A 12,564-nucleotide genomic window follows, 5' to 3' on the forward strand; every position below is an offset into this window, starting at 1 on the left:
TTTCTCGTTCGTTCCCGTGGTCCTGTTACGGATGGTGCGGGAGCAGTAACGCTACCTGTCCGCCCTGCGGCGCAGATTGGTGCTTATGGAGTCATCTCGATCGCTCTGGAATCGTGGTTGCGGCCAAAAGAGTGAAATTGGAACTGCCGCCTTCGACGGGCCGTAGTTGCTCGACTCTTTACAGTTAAGTCGTTTGCTGAACGAACAAAAAGCGCCACCCCCGAGTGCGGGACGGCGCTGCGGAGCGGTGGTGTCAGCAGGAGACGGCGACGGCCCCCGCCAGCAGGCTGAGCACGGTCGTGCCGGACTGCCCGTGGACCTTCAGGGTGATCTCGTGGCCGCTCTGGCGGACGACGTTCCGTCCCGCGTACTTCTGGAACGGCGTGTGGGCGGTGAGCTGGGCGGTGGTGGACACCGGCTTCACCTCCACCGAGATGTCGGACGTGGTCGTGTCGGTCGCCGACGTCGCGGGCGTGACGCTCTCGGCGCGGGCGACGGCGTTCCGGTCCGCCTCGTGGAGCTCGCCGTCCCACTTGCGCACGAAGACGCGCGGGCCGTTCAGCGGCACCTCGCTGAAGTCGCCGCAGGTCACACTCCGCGACGGGAGCTTCACCACCAGGAACGGGACGTCGTACCGGTTCTGGTCGATGATCGACAGGAAGCCGCCGGCGGTGGCGAAGGCGGTGCCGCCGTTGAGGCCCGCCCTGACCGCGAAGTTCTGGCGGGGCAGGCCCGCGCCCAGCTTCTCGTCGGACAGGTGGACGTCCCAGCCGGGGTGCGCGGACGTGCGGCCCGACTCGTGCGACGCCACCACCCAGTGCTGGTTCTCGATCGTGACCGACTCCTGCCCGCCGGCGTAGCTGTAGCCGACGGCGGTCGCCTCCGGGGTGCCCGCGGACGCCACCTGGGGTGTGCCGGCCGGCTGCCGCGGGTCCGCCGCCCGGGCGCCCGCCGAGGTCGTCAGGCCGAGCAGCAACGCGACCGCCGCGGTCGCGGCCACAACTCTGGAACCCTTGTGCGTCATCGTGATCCCCCAGGTCTCTTCCGTTCGCGGGCCGGTGCGCCGCTGCCGGGAAGCCAACCGGAGCGCGCTGACGCCGTGCTGGCGCCGCACTGACACTCGCGCGGGCCGCAGGCGCCCGGCACCGGCCCAAAGCGGGGTGGCGGCGGTCACAGCGCGGGTCTCGCCTAGACTCGCTGGGAATCCGGGCGTCCCGAGTGGCGGTACCGGCTGTCTTGCACGTTCTTGTTCGTATCGAGGAGTCCACGTTGAAGAGCACCGTCGAGCACCTGAGCCCGACGAGGGTCCGGATCAACGTCGAGGTGCCGTTCGACGAGCTCAAGTCGAACTTCGACCAGGCGTACCGGAAGCTCGCGAAGCAGGTCCGCATCCCCGGTTTCCGCCCGGGCAAGGCCCCCGCCAAGGTTCTGGAGAACCGCATCGGCCGCGCTCCGGTGCTGGACGAGGTCATCCAGGAGGCCATCCCGGCCAAGTACCTGGAGGCCGTCAACGCCGGCGAGGTGCGCACGCTCGGCCGTCCGGACTTCGAGGTCACGAAGATCGAGGACGGTCAGACCCTCGAGTTCACCGCCGAGGTCGACGTCCGCCCCGAGATCACCGTGCCGGCGTTCGGCGAGCTCGCCGTGACCGTTGACGAGCAGGAGGTCACCGACGAGGACGTGGCGACCCAGCTCGACGAGCTGCGCGCCCGCTTCGGCACGCTGACCGGCGTCTCCCGCCCGGTCGAGACCGGCGACTTCGTCATCGTCGACCTGTCCGCCACCGTCGACGGAGAAGAGGTCGAGGAGGCGCGCACCAGCGGCCTGTCCTACGAGGTCGGCTCCGGCCAGCTCGTCGAGGGCATCGACGACGCGCTCGTCGGTGCGTCCGAGGGCGAGTCCAAGACCTTCACCACGACGCTCGTCGCCGGTGAGCACGAGGGCCGCGAGGCCGAGGTCACCGTCGTGCTGAGCTCCGTCAAGGAGCGCCAGCTCCCCGAGCTCGACGACGAGTTCGCGCAGCTCGCCAGCGAGTTCGACACGCTGGAGGAGCTCAAGGCCGACCTGCAGACCCGCCTCGGCCGCGTCAAGAAGATGCAGCAGGGCGTCCAGGCCCGCGACAAGGTGCTCGAGGCGCTGCTGGAGACCACCGAGGTCCCGCTGCCCGAGGGCATCGTCCAGGGCGAGATCGACGCCCGCAAGCACGACGCCGTGCACGCGTTCGACCACGACGACGCGAAGTTCGCCGCGTGGCTGACCGAGCAGGGCCAGACGGAGGAGGAGTTCGACACCGAGCTCCGCACCGCCGCCGAGCAGGCCGTGAAGACGCAGCTCGTGCTCGACTCGATCGCCGACGCCGAGCAGGTCACGGTGTCCGACGGCGAGCTGACCGAGCGGATCATCTACCAGGCCCAGCGCTTCGGCATCTCGCCCGACGAGTACGTCAAGCGCGCGCAGCAGTCGGGTCAGCTCGGCGCCATCTTCGCCGACGTCCGCCGGGGCAAGGCGCTCGCGAGCGTCGTGCGCCAGGCTGAGGTGTCCGACACCAGCGGCACCAAGCTCGACCTCGACGAGCTCTTCGGCGAGACCAAGTCCGAAGAGGACGGCGAGAAGGCCTGAGCCGGTCGTCTGAAGGCGGCGAAGCCCCCTTCAGACGGGTGACTCAGGCGCCCGACCGCGAGCGGGCGAGCCAGAGGAAATACTGCTGATAGCGAACGCGGGCGGTGTCGGGCATCTGACGCCGCCCGCCTTCGTTAAGGTCGATCGCAGAGAGTTTTTGCTTCCAGATTCGTTCCACCTGGAGTTAGGCAGGCAGACGTGACGCAGCACTCCTTCCCGACCCCCGAGATGCGGTCGGCCACCGCCGGGATGAACCTCAACGACTCGGTGTACGAGCGGCTGCTCCGCGAGCGGATCATCGTCCTGGGATCGCAGGTCGAAGAGGGCATCGCCAACCAGATCACCGCTCAGCTGCTGCTTCTCGCCGCTGAGGACCCCGAGAAGGACATCACGCTCTACATCAACTCGCCGGGTGGCTCCGTCACGGCGGGCATGGCCATCTTCGACACGATGCAGCTGATCCAGCCGGACGTGGCCACCTACGCGATGGGCCTCGCGGCCTCGATGGGGCAGTTCCTGCTCTCCGCGGGTGCGCCCGGCAAGCGCCACGCGCTCCCGCACGCGCGCATCCTCATGCACCAGCCGTCGGCCGGTGTCGGCGGTACGGCCGCGGACATCGCGATCCAGGCGGACATGCTGACGCGCACCAAGCGCGAGATGGCAGAGCTCATCGCGGAGCACACCGGCCAGTCGGTCGAGACCATCACCCGCGACTCCGACCGCGACCGCTGGTTCACGGCTCAGGAAGCGCTGGAGTACGGCTTCGTCGACAAGGTCGTCACCCGCGCGCAGCCGGTCGGCTCGAGCAACTAGCAGCTGAGGAGATCTCGAAGTGAGCCAGTTCCACGCCCCTCAGTCGCGGTACGTGCTGCCGTCGTTCGTCGAGCGCACCAGCTACGGCATGAAGGAGTCGAACCCGTACAACAAGCTGTTCGAGGAGCGCATCATCTTCCTCGGCGTGCAGGTTGACGACGCTTCGGCCAACGACGTCATGGCGCAGCTGCTGGTCCTCGAGTCCGAGGACCCGGACCGCGACATCCTGATGTACATCAACTCGCCGGGTGGCTCGTTCACCTCGTTGATGGCCATCTACGACACCATGCAGTTCGTGCGTCCGGACATCCAGACGTACTGCCTCGGCCAGGCCGCCTCGGCCGCCGCGGTGCTGCTGGCCGCCGGCACCCCCGGCAAGCGCCACGCGCTGCCGAACGCGCGAATCCTGATCCACCAGCCCTCCATGGAGGGCGCGTACGGTCAGGTGTCCGACCTGGAGATCCAGTCGAACGAGATCCAGCGCGTGCGCCGCCTGATGGAAACCACCCTCGCGCGGCACACCAACCGGACGGCGGAGGAGGTTCGCGAGAGCATCGAGCGCGACCGCATCCTCACGGCCGAAGAGGCCAAGGAATACGGCATCGTCGACTCGGTGCTGCCCTACCGCAAGCTTTCCGCCAAGTCCTGAGCCAGGTTCCCGAGCTCTGGGAAACCCCAGAGCTCGGGCACTGCGCGCCCATCCGACACGCCGGTGTGACGGTCAACAGGCCTGATCGACGCGTCGGGGGGACGCTGGTCCTCCCCGGAAACGGGGTCGGCCAGGTACCGTCAGGAGAACGGGCTCAGCACCCACAGCCAGTGGGACTGCCACAGCAAGTCAGCAGGCGCACTACAGCAGGTGTGCGCCGGAGGGGACATAGGTCAGCGGTCATGGCGCGTATCGGTGACGGCGGCGACTTGCTGAAGTGCTCTTTCTGCGGAAAGAGCCAGAAGCAGGTGAAGAAACTCATCGCCGGCCCCGGCGTCTACATCTGCGATGAGTGCATCGATCTCTGCAACGAGATCATCGAGGAGGAGCTGGCGGAAGCCGGCGACGTGAAGCTCGACGAGCTGCCGAAGCCCGCCGAGATCCACGAGTTCCTCGACCAGTACGTCATCGGCCAGAGTGATGCCAAGCGCACCCTCTCCGTCGCCGTCTACAACCACTACAAGCGCATCCAGGCGGGCGACCGCGGGCGCGAGGGTCGTGACGACGGCGTCGAGCTGGCGAAGTCGAACATCCTGATGCTCGGCCCGACGGGGTGCGGCAAGACCTACCTCGCGCAGACACTCGCGAAGATGCTGAACGTCCCGTTCGCCATCGCCGACGCGACGGCGCTGACGGAGGCCGGGTACGTGGGTGAGGACGTCGAGAACATCCTCCTCAAGCTCATCCAGGCCGCCGACTACGACGTGAAGCGCGCCGAGACGGGCATCATCTACATCGACGAGGTCGACAAGATCGCTCGAAAGAGTGAAAACCCGTCGATCACGCGCGACGTCTCCGGCGAGGGCGTGCAGCAGGCGCTGCTGAAGATCCTGGAAGGCACCACCGCCTCGGTGCCCCCGCAGGGCGGCCGCAAGCACCCGCACCAGGAGTTCATCCAGATCGACACGACGAACGTCCTGTTCATCGTGGCAGGAGCCTTCGCGGGCCTGGAGAAGATCATCCAGGACCGGGTGGGCAAGCGAGGCCTGGGCTTCGGCGCCGAGGTCCGCTCCAAGGCGGAAACGGACGCGGCGGACTACTTCGCCGACTCCATGCCGGAAGACCTGATCAAGTTCGGCCTGATCCCGGAGTTCATCGGCCGTCTGCCGATGGTCGCCTCGGTGACGAACCTGGACAAGCCGTCCCTGGTCATGATCCTCACCGAGCCGAAGAACGCCCTGGTGAAGCAGTACCAGAAGCTCTTCGAGATGGACGGCGTAGAACTCGAGTTCACCAAGACCGCGCTGGAGGCAGTGGCCGACCAGGCGATCCTGCGCGGAACGGGTGCCCGAGGCCTGCGCGCGATCATGGAAGAGGTCCTGCTCCCGGTGATGTACGACATCCCGAGCCGCACGGACGTCGCCAAGGTCGTCATCACCGAGCAGACGGTGAAGGAGAACGTGAACCCGACCATCGTGGCCCGGCAGCCCTCGCGCCGCGAGCGCCGCGAGAAGTCGGCCTAGGGTTCGACACAGCACCAACAGCACAGCCGAAGGGGCGCCGGTGGATTCCACCGGCGCCCCTTTCGCATGTCCGGGGTCAGAAGGGGCGCCCACCCCGGACCGAAGAGGCAAGAAGAGGGAAGCAGGGAAAGAAGAGGAGCAGGGGAGAAGGGACAGGGAGGGTGCGGCCGGAGCAGGAACGCCATGCGGTGGTGCCAACCGCAGTCGTCAACGCAGAGCGACCACGTGCCCAGGCCCGGCGCGCGGTGCCAACCGGACAGCCAAAGGCGTAAGCCGCCCACGTACGAGTCCTGGCGTGGCGACGCGGAGCGAGCCCGAACGGGCTGATGCCCACCACCGAGCCGGTTCCCCCTGCCTTGGCGATGGAGGCTTCACCTTGAGGGGGCGGGGTGCCAACCTGTTCGGTCCGGCCGGGGCTCTTTCACCCCGGCTTGTGAGGCCGCGAATGCGCCCCGCCAGAGGCTCAAGGTCAAGCCCCAATCGCACCCCAACTCTCTTTCGTCCCGACCCAACCGGACCACCCTCGCAACCGCAGCCCGACCAACAGAACGCGACCAGCCCGCCCCCGCGACTAGGCTGATGACCATGACGCTGCCCCACGTCCTCCTGCTCCACGGCTACACCGGCTCAGGCCCAGGCCACTGGCAGCGCTGGCTGGCCCAGACCGTGAGCGAACACGGCGGCATGGCCGACATGCCCCACTTCAGCAGCCCGGAAGCCCCGGACCGGGACACCTGGCTCACGGAACTGGACACGCACCTGGAAGCCCTTCCCGCCGACCGGGAACGGGTGGTGGTCGCCCACTCCCTCGGCTGCTACCTCTGGCTCCACCACGCAGCGCGCGAGAACATCGCCCACGTGGACCGGGTCCTCCTGGTGGCGCCACCCCAGCTGGACCACCCGGAACCGGCGATCAAGTCCTTCTTCCCGGCCCCGCTGGACCCGGCGAACCTCCGCCGCGCCGCCACCGAGACGAGGCTGATCGCGGGCGAGGGCGACCCGCACTGCTCCATGACCGAGGCCAAGCAGCTGGCGGAGGCACTGCGCATCGAACTCGACGTGCTCCCGAACGCCGGCCACATCAACATCGACGCGGGCTACGGCGAATGGCCCGCGGTGCTCAAGTGGGTGCGCTCGAGGACGGTGCCCCTCTCACCTCGCTAGTCGAAACATCCTGGGGGATGCATGACCATCGAACTGTTCGACCTGGACGCCCTGATCGCCGAACACGACATCGTGGGTGCCCAGGTGGCCGTGCTGCACGACGGCGAAGTACGTGAAGCCGCCGCAGGTGTGCTGAACAACGTCACCAACGAGAAGGTGACCACCGACGCGGCGTTCCAGATCGGGTCGATCACCAAGATCTGGACCGCCACGCTGATCGTGCAACTGGTCAACGAAGGCCTGCTCGACCTCGACCAGCCGGTGCGGACCGTGCTGCCGAACTTCACGCTCGCCAACGAGAACGCCGCCGAGACGATCACGCCGAGACACCTCCTCACCCACACGGGAGGCTTCGACGGCGACCTCTGGTTCGAAACCGGCGACGGCGACGACAAGGTCGAGAAGTACGTGGCCATGATGGCGGACGCACGCCAGGTGGTGGAGCCGGGCGAGCTCTACACCTACTGCAACAGCGGGTTCGTGGTGCTCGGCAGGATCGTGGAAGTGCTGCGCGGCAAGCCCTTCCACGAAGTCGTCCGCGAACGCCTCGCCAAGGACCTCGACACCGTGGCCACGACCTTCGCCGAGTACGCGAACCAGACCGTCGCCACCGGCCACACGGGCAAAGAACACACCCCGGCCGACAAGTACCTGACCGAGGCCGCCGCACCGGCCGGCACCGTGCTGGCGATGAGCGCACGCGACCTGGTCCAGTTCGCGAGGATGCACCTCGAGTCGGACGAGTTCGCGGCGATGCGAAACGTCGAACTGACGCTGCCCAACTTCGGGCTGGGCGGCAAACAGGGCCTCGGCTGGGTCCTCCAGACCTATCCCGGCGGCCAGAAGGGCATGGCCCACACCGGCTCCACGCTGGGCTTCGAGGCGTCGCTGCGGGTCCTCCCCGAAGCAGGCCTGGCGATCGCGATCCTCACCAACGGCGGCGAGAGTCTGCCGCTGGTGCGCGCGGTCCACGAGAAGGTGCTGAGCGACAAGGTGAGCATCAAGCCGCAGCCCCTGCCGACGCCGCCGTTCGTGCCGGTGCCGGTCGACGTCGAGAAGGTCGTCGGGGTCTACCGGTCTGCCGGGCTGGAGGCGCACGTGACCGAGGGCGACGGCGGCACGGTGCGGATGCGGTTCGTGGCCCTCGACGACATCTGGAAGACCCTGGTCGACGACGACGAGCACGAGTACACCGGGCTGCGCGACGACGCGTTGATCGCCGTGCAGAAAGAAGACGGCTACCACCCCGTGCTCGTCCTCTGTGGACGCGACGAGGAGAACCGGGTCAAGTACCTGCACTGGGGCCGGGCGGCCGCCCGGGTCTAGACGGCGCGCTTCGCGTACTTCGCGAGGAACTGCACGACGTCGGGCGTCACCTTCCGGTACAGCCCGTCGTCGTGCCCGCCGCCCTTCACCGTGCCCACCAACGGCCGTGCGTCGCGGATGAAGCGGCGGGTGCCCTCGATGAACTTGTCGCGGTCGCCGATCCACACGCCGACCGCGGTCGAGCCGGTGGCCTTGAGGTGGCGCAACGGGTCGAGCGACGCCCACTCGCCCTCGTTCTTGAACGCGCGGCGCTTGGCCATCTCCGGCCACGTCGTGATCAGGCCGGGGGAGATGGCCGCGGCGGCCGCGACCGGGTCGCCCCGTTCGGCACGGCGGCGCGCGTAGAGCAGCGAGCCGAAGCCGCCCATCGACGTGCCGGTCACCGCGAACGGTTCGCCGTAGCCGCGGTCCTTGAGCCAGCGCGGGATCTCGTCGAGCAGCATCGCCATCGGGTCGTCGCCGGGGACGTTCTCGTGCCAGTAGTTGTTGCCGCCGTCGACCGCGACGAAGCCGAACGCGGGCACTGAACCCTTCGCGACGGCGGCGGCCAGCACGGCGGGCAGGTCGCCGACGGCGGCGTGGCGGGCGTCGCCGTTCAGGCCGTGCAGCAGGATCGACATCGGCAGGCCGCGCGGGTTGACGCCGGACGGCAGGTAGAAGGCGAGGGTGACCTCGCGGTGGCGGGCGGCCGAGTACACGCGCTCGAAGCGGATCGACGGCTTCGCGGCGGAGTTGGCACGCACCTTGTCCGCCGTGGCGATCTGCTGCTCGACGGCACCGGAAGACGACGACGACACGTACGTCGCGACGCCTGCGGCTGTCGCGATGACCACGCCGATCGCCGCGAGGAGGGTGCGGCGGCTGTACCTCGGTTCCCCCATGCTCACCTCATCGCGCGGGCACCGTTCCTCGTTTCCTTCTCAGAGGACGGAACGCACACGTAACGAGGACAGTTCCTCACCCGAATAGCCCAGCCACGTCAGCACGCGCTCATTGTGCTCGCCGAGCTCCGGCACCGCACCCGCTGACCACTCGAACCCGGCCACCGGCGGCGCCAGCATCCGGGCCGTCCCGCCGGGAACCCGCACGTCAACCCACGTGTCGAGCTGCGGGTGGGTGGGCAGGTCGGTGACCGGCCGGGTCAGCGCGCACGGCACGTCGGCCTCGTCCAACGTGACCAGCAACTCAGCCGCGGTGAGATCTGAAAAGGCCTGTTCGAGCAGCTTCTGCAGCTCACCCCGGTGCTCCACGCGGGACGCCACTGTGGCGAACCTCTCCTCCGCACCCAGCCCGATCAGGCCGCACAGCCGCTGCCACTGCCCGTCGTTCTGCACGGCCAGGTGCACCGAACCGTCCGCGCAGGCCACCGGCCCGTACGGCGCGATGCTCGGGTGGTGCGCCCCGGACCGGGGAGCTTGAGCACCCGTCCCGGAGGCGTAGAGCATCGGCTGGTGCATCCACTCCGCCATCGCCGCGAAGAGTGACAACCGCAGCCGGGCGCCTTCACCCGTCCGGCCGCGTTGCAGCAACGCCGCCAGCACGGCCGACTGGAGCTGCACGCCCGCCGCGATGTCCGCGACCGAGATGCCGGCGCGCGCCATCACGTCGCCCTCGCCGGTCAGCGTCACCAGCCCCGCCTCGGACTGCACCAGCGCGTCGAACGCCTTGCGGTCCGCGTAGGGCCCGTCCCAGCCGTAGCCGGACAGCTCACCGACGATCAGCGAGGACGGCAGCTCCAACGCCAACCGTGCCCAGACCCGCGGCGAAAGGTTGCACAGCAGCACGTCGGCCCGTGCCACCAGTCGTTCGAGCACCTCGCGGCCGTCGGGGTGGGTGATGTCCAGCGACACCGACTCCTTGCCGACGTTCGTCCACGCGAAGTACGACGACACCTCACCGCACGCGGAGTCGTAGTGGCGGGCGAAGTCGCCGACCCCGGGGCGTTCGACCTTGATGACCCGCGCGCCCAGATCGGCCAGCAACCGCGTCGCGTACGGCACGGCGACGGCCTGCTCCAGGCTCACCACCACGACCCCGTCAAGCGGTCTCAACCACGCGCTCCCCACCGGTGTAGACGTTCATCGAGTCGCCGCGCAGGAACCCGACGAGCGTCATGCCCTGCTCCTCGGCGAGTTCGACCGCGAGCGACGACGGCGCCGACACCGCCGCGAGCACCGGGATCCCGGACATCGCGGCCTTCTGCACCAGTTCGAACGACGCCCGCCCGGACACCATCAGCACCGCGCCGCGCAACGGCACCAGGTTCTGCAGCACCGCCCAGCCCAGCACCTTGTCGACGGCGTTGTGCCGGCCCACGTCCTCGCGCACGACGAGCAGTTCGCCGTCCACGAACAGCCCCGCGGCGTGCAGCCCACCGGTGCTCTCGAAGACCTTCTGCCGTTCCCGCAACGCGTCCGGGAACGTCGTCAGCAGCTCCGGCGTGACCCTGACCTCGTCGAACGCGGGCGAGTAGCGCGTCTTGAGCTTGACCGCGTCCAGCGCGCCCTTGCCGCACACCCCGCACGACGAGGTGGTGTAGAAGTTCCGCTCCACGCCGGTGTCCGGTGGCGGCACGCCCTCGGCCAGCGCGATGTCCAGCACGTTGTAGGTGTTCAGCCCGTCCGGCCCGGTGCCCTCGCAGAACCGGGCGATCGAGATGTCGGCGGACGACCCGATGACACCCTCGCTGAGCAGGAAACCGTGCGCGAGCTCCACGTCCTGACCGGGCGTGCGCATCGTGACGGCCAAGGCCTTGCCGTTGACCCTCAGTTCCAGCGGTTCCTCGGCGGCGAGCGCGTCGACTCTGCGGCGACGACCGCTCGACGACACCCGTTCGACCGCTCGGCGCACCGTCACTCGGCCCATGTGCACATCTCCTTCGGACCGCTATGTTCCCCACCGACCAGGCTACGTGGGAGGGATTCCGGGGCATGGACGACGTCGTGATCGTGGGGGGCGGCCACAACGGATTGGTGGCGGCCGCGTACCTCGCCAGGGCGGGGAAGTCAGTCAGGGTGCTGGAGAAGCTGCCGCACGTCGGCGGGGCCGCGGTGAGCGCCTCACCCTGGGCGGGCGTCGACGCCCGCCTCTCGCGCTTCTCCTACCTCGTCTCGCTGCTGCCCGACCGGATCGTGCGAGATCTGGGGCTGAACCTGGCGCTGAAGTCCCGTTCGGCCTCGTCCTACACACCGGACGGCAAGGGCGGGCTGCTGGTCGAGCGCACCCCCGGCGAGGCGACCGAGCAGTCGTTCGAGGCCGTGTGCGGGTCGCTCGACGACTGGGAGCGGTGGCAGCGCTGGTACGCCGACCTGGAGCAGGTGGCCGCCGCGCTGGCCCCGACGCTGCTGGAACCGTTGGTGTCCCGGGAACACCTGCGCGTGCACGTCGACGCGGTGACCCGCGGCCGGGTGTGGGAGCAGGTCTTCGAACGGCCGATCGGCGCCACGTTGCAGGAGCTCTTCGACAACAACCTGGTGCGCGGCGTCGTCGCCACGGACGCGTTGATCGGCACGCACTCGTCGCTGCATTCGTTGCGCGCCAACAAGTGCTTCCTCTACCACGTGATCGGCAACGGCACGGGTGAGTGGAAGGTCCCGGTCGGCGGCATGGGCGGGGTCACCGCCGAGCTGGAACGGGTCGCGCGCGAGGCCGGGGCGCAGATCATCACCGGCGCCGAGGTGACGTCGATCGAGTCGGACGGCAGGACCGCGTCGGTGACGTACGGGGACACCACCGTCGAGGCCGGCTTCGTGCTCTCCAACGTGGCGCCGTCGGTGCTGGGACGCTTGCAGGGCAAGGAGGTCCACGACGCGCCGGGCTGCCAGTTGAAGATCAACATGTTGCTGCGGAGGCTGCCCGAGCTCAAGTCCGGCGTGGACGCGCGGATCGCGTTCGCCGGCACGTTCCACCTCGACGAGTCCTACGACCAGCTGGAGACCGCGTACCTGGAGAGCTCGGCCGGGCAGGTGCCGTCGGTGCTGCCGGGCGAGATGTACTGCCACTCGCTGACCGACCCGTCGATCCTCGGGCCGTCGCTCGCGGGCCACGAGACGCTGACGCTGTTCGGCCTGCACCTGCCCGCGTCGTTGTTCGAGGGCCGCAACGACGAGCTGCGCGACGAACTGGTGGGGCGCTACCTCGACCAGCTCAACGCGCACCTGGTCGAGCCGATCCAGGACTGCCTCGCCGCGGACGCCGACGGCAACCCGTGCATCGAGGCCCGCACCCCGCTCGACCTGGAGGAGGAACTCGGCCTGCCGGGCGGCAACATCTTCCACGGCGAGCTCGACTGGCCGTTCGCCGAGACCGACGAGCAGGTCGGCCAGTGGGGCGTCGAGACCGACGTGGACAACGTGTTCGTCTGCGGTGCGGGCTCCCGGCGCGGTGGCGGGGTCAGCGGCATCGGCGGCCACAACGCGGCGAGGGCGGTCCTCGAACGCGGTTGAGACATTTTTGATGACACCTCCCGTC

Annotated in this window: 11 protein-coding genes; 7 read left to right on the forward strand and 4 right to left on the reverse strand. The window is 68.8% G+C overall.

The window, feature by feature from the left end; all coding sequences use genetic code 11:
- Positions 1-253: 253 nt before the first annotated feature.
- Complete coding sequence (locus QSK25_RS13895) at positions 254-1,000, reverse strand: hypothetical protein (protein WP_285638612.1); 747 nt, start codon at positions 998-1,000, stop codon at positions 254-256.
- Positions 1,001-1,269: 269 nt separating this feature from the next.
- Between QSK25_RS13895 and tig the strand changes: the two genes are divergently transcribed.
- The 6 genes from tig (at position 1,270) to QSK25_RS13925 (ending at position 8,094) form a co-directional block, all read left to right on the forward strand.
- Complete coding sequence (tig, locus tag QSK25_RS13900) at positions 1,270-2,619, forward strand: trigger factor (RefSeq protein ID WP_285638613.1); 1,350 nt, start codon at positions 1,270-1,272, stop codon at positions 2,617-2,619.
- A gap of 228 nt (positions 2,620-2,847) precedes the next feature.
- Positions 2,848-3,432: an ATP-dependent Clp protease proteolytic subunit gene (locus QSK25_RS13905; protein WP_285638708.1), complete on the forward strand. Its 585-nt coding sequence runs from the start codon at positions 2,848-2,850 to the stop codon at positions 3,430-3,432.
- Positions 3,433-3,451: 19 nt separating this feature from the next.
- Positions 3,452-4,081 carry an ATP-dependent Clp protease proteolytic subunit gene (locus tag QSK25_RS13910; protein WP_285638614.1) on the forward strand — a complete coding sequence of 210 codons (630 nt, stop codon included), beginning with the start codon at positions 3,452-3,454 and terminating at the stop codon, positions 4,079-4,081.
- 242 nt (positions 4,082-4,323) lie between these two features.
- Positions 4,324-5,604, forward strand: coding sequence for an ATP-dependent Clp protease ATP-binding subunit ClpX (gene clpX / locus QSK25_RS13915; RefSeq protein WP_191305687.1), 1,281 nt, complete (start codon positions 4,324-4,326; stop codon positions 5,602-5,604).
- 585 nt (positions 5,605-6,189) lie between these two features.
- Positions 6,190-6,768, forward strand: coding sequence for an RBBP9/YdeN family alpha/beta hydrolase (locus tag QSK25_RS13920; protein ID WP_285638615.1), 579 nt, complete (start codon positions 6,190-6,192; stop codon positions 6,766-6,768).
- A 21-nt stretch (positions 6,769-6,789) separates the two neighbouring features.
- On the forward strand, positions 6,790-8,094 hold the full coding sequence (locus tag QSK25_RS13925; RefSeq protein WP_285638616.1) for a serine hydrolase domain-containing protein: 1,305 nt from the start codon (positions 6,790-6,792) through the stop codon (positions 8,092-8,094).
- On the opposite strand, the gene QSK25_RS13930 is transcribed toward QSK25_RS13925, so the two are convergent.
- From QSK25_RS13930 to fdhD, 3 genes are read right to left on the reverse strand one after another with little or no spacing between them, the layout of a single operon-like run.
- Positions 8,091-8,975: an alpha/beta hydrolase gene (locus QSK25_RS13930; protein WP_285638617.1), complete on the reverse strand. Its 885-nt coding sequence runs from the start codon at positions 8,973-8,975 to the stop codon at positions 8,091-8,093. The two genes, QSK25_RS13925 and QSK25_RS13930, sit on opposite strands and share 4 nt — an antisense overlap.
- Positions 8,976-9,014: 39 nt before the next feature.
- Positions 9,015-10,145, reverse strand: coding sequence for a CaiB/BaiF CoA transferase family protein (locus tag QSK25_RS13935; RefSeq protein ID WP_285638618.1), 1,131 nt, complete (start codon positions 10,143-10,145; stop codon positions 9,015-9,017).
- Positions 10,132-10,959: a formate dehydrogenase accessory sulfurtransferase FdhD gene (fdhD, locus tag QSK25_RS13940; RefSeq protein ID WP_285638619.1), complete on the reverse strand. Its 828-nt coding sequence runs from the start codon at positions 10,957-10,959 to the stop codon at positions 10,132-10,134. The genes QSK25_RS13935 and fdhD overlap by 14 nt, the downstream gene beginning before the upstream one ends.
- Before the next feature lie 65 nt (positions 10,960-11,024).
- Between fdhD and QSK25_RS13945 the strand changes: the two genes are divergently transcribed.
- Positions 11,025-12,539 (forward strand): phytoene desaturase family protein, encoded by a 1,515-nt coding sequence (locus tag QSK25_RS13945; RefSeq protein ID WP_285638620.1) that lies wholly within the window; start codon positions 11,025-11,027, stop codon positions 12,537-12,539.
- The last annotated feature ends 25 nt before the right edge of the window (positions 12,540-12,564 follow it).

It is taken from the genome of Lentzea sp. NBRC 102530 (assembly GCF_030269365.1).
In the GTDB taxonomy this organism is placed as follows: Bacteria; Actinomycetota; Actinomycetes; order Mycobacteriales; family Pseudonocardiaceae; genus Lentzea.

Coding starts and splice junctions, on each gene's coding strand:
- clpX (WP_191305687.1), top strand. CDS start 4,324: ATGGCGCGTATCGGTGACGGCGGCGACTTGCTGAAGTGCTCTTTCTGC.
- QSK25_RS13925 (WP_285638616.1), top strand. CDS start 6,790: ATGACCATCGAACTGTTCGACCTGGACGCCCTGATCGCCGAACACGAC.
- QSK25_RS13930 (WP_285638617.1), bottom strand. CDS start 8,975: ATGGGGGAACCGAGGTACAGCCGCCGCACCCTCCTCGCGGCGATCGGC.
- QSK25_RS13905 (WP_285638708.1), top strand. CDS start 2,848: ATGCGGTCGGCCACCGCCGGGATGAACCTCAACGACTCGGTGTACGAG.
- fdhD (WP_285638619.1), bottom strand. CDS start 10,959: ATGGGCCGAGTGACGGTGCGCCGAGCGGTCGAACGGGTGTCGTCGAGC.
- QSK25_RS13945 (WP_285638620.1), top strand. CDS start 11,025: ATGGACGACGTCGTGATCGTGGGGGGCGGCCACAACGGATTGGTGGCG.
- QSK25_RS13920 (WP_285638615.1), top strand. CDS start 6,190: ATGACGCTGCCCCACGTCCTCCTGCTCCACGGCTACACCGGCTCAGGC.